Origin of the sequence: Pseudomonas inefficax, assembly GCF_900277125.1 — a bacterium.
Taxonomy (GTDB): Bacteria; Pseudomonadota; Gammaproteobacteria; order Pseudomonadales; family Pseudomonadaceae; genus Aquipseudomonas; species Aquipseudomonas inefficax.
This window is the reverse complement of the sequence record NZ_OPYN01000064.1, coordinates 1-1,538: the sequence shown is the minus strand read 5'-3', so window position 1 is coordinate 1,538 and position 1,538 is coordinate 1. Positions and strand designations below refer to the sequence as shown.

Genomic DNA, 1,538 nt, shown 5'->3' with positions numbered 1-1,538 from the left:
CAGCCAGGTCGGGCAACTGCAGCGGCGTGGTCTGTTGCAAGGTGCGGTACTTGTCTTCGCTCAGCCCGGCCAGGCTCGGCCCGTCACGAACGATGCGCGGGCGGGTGAACACCATCAGGTTCTGCTTGGCGTTCTTGGTGGCGTCGGAGCGGAACAGCCGGCCCAGGTAAGGGATGTCGCCAAGCAGCGGCACGCGCTGGTCGCTGGTGCTCAGTTCGTCGCTGATAAGGCCACCGAGGATCACCAGGCCATTGTCCTCGACCATGACCTTGGTCTTGATCTCGCGCTTGTTGGTGATCACGTCGCTGGCCGCCGTAGTGTCGGCGATCGACGACACTTCCTGGACGATGTCCAGGCGCACGCTGTTGTCGATGTTGATCTGCGGCTTGATGCGCAGCTTCACCCCGACCTCCTTGCGCTCGATGGTCTGGTACGGGTTGGCGTTGTTCTGCGTCACCGACCCGGTGACGAAGGGCACTTCCTGGCCGACCAGGATCGACGCCTCGGCGTTGTCCAGGGTCAGCAGAGTGGGCGTGGACAGCAGGTTGAAGCCGCTCTTGCCCTTCAGTGCGTTGACCAGCATGGCGAAGTTGAAACCGCCACCGAAATGGCCGATACCCGCCATGGCGCCGGTGGTGCTGGACAACAGGTCACCAAGGGCCTCGTTGTCGCCGCTGGCAGCGGCCCCGGCGATGCTGGCGATGTTCACACCGTTGCTGCCGAAATTGACGATGCCGGCACCGAACTTCTCGTCGGCGAACAGCCACTGCACGCCCAGTTCCTGGGCGCTGCTGTCGGACACCTCGGCGATGATCGCTTCCACCACTACCTGGGCACGACGGATGTCCAGTTGCTCGACAATGGCGCGGTAGGCGGCCAGCTCGCTGTCGGGGCCGACCATGACCACGGCGTTGGTGCCTTCTTCGTATTCCAGGCGGATGCCCGAGCCCCCGGCGGCAGGCACTGCGGGCCTGTCCTTGCCCTCCCCTTCGCCCGCACCTTCAGAGGGCGCCATGCCTTCCTGGCTGAGCCCGCGCAACACCTTGACCACTTCGCCAGCATTGGCATGGCGCAGGTAGATGACCTGGGTACTGCCGCTGCCTGGTGCGTCCTGGGGGCGGTCGAGCTGGCGCAGCAGGCTGGCGATACGCTCCAGGTTGCTGCGCCAGTCGGTAACGACCAACTGGTGCGCCGCCGGGTAAGGTGTGATCACACCGACCCGTGGGTCGATCAGGGGCTTGAGAATGCCCAGCACCTGCTCGCTGGCGGCGTTGCGCACATTGAATACCCGAGTAGCCACGCTGTCGCTGCCTTCCCCCTGCTGCCCTCCCGTCTCCACCGGCACCGGCTCAAGGCGAGCGGCCTGGTCGGGGACGATCTTCACGCTGCCGTTGGGCAGGTCGACAGTGGCATAGCCCTGGGCGCGCAGCTGGGCCAGGAAAATGTCGTAGATGGCATCGGCGTCATGCAGGTCGACGGTGCGCACCGTGACCTTGCCCTTGACCCGGGGGTCGACGATGAAGGTGGTGCCGGTGATA

The 1,538-nt window shown here is 65.2% G+C and carries 1 protein-coding gene; it reads right to left on the bottom strand.

What is annotated here, in order from left to right:
• Positions 1 to 1,538 (bottom strand): type II secretion system secretin GspD (gene gspD / locus JV551A3_RS07315; RefSeq protein WP_133978460.1); only part of this gene is annotated, 1,538 nt, incomplete at both ends.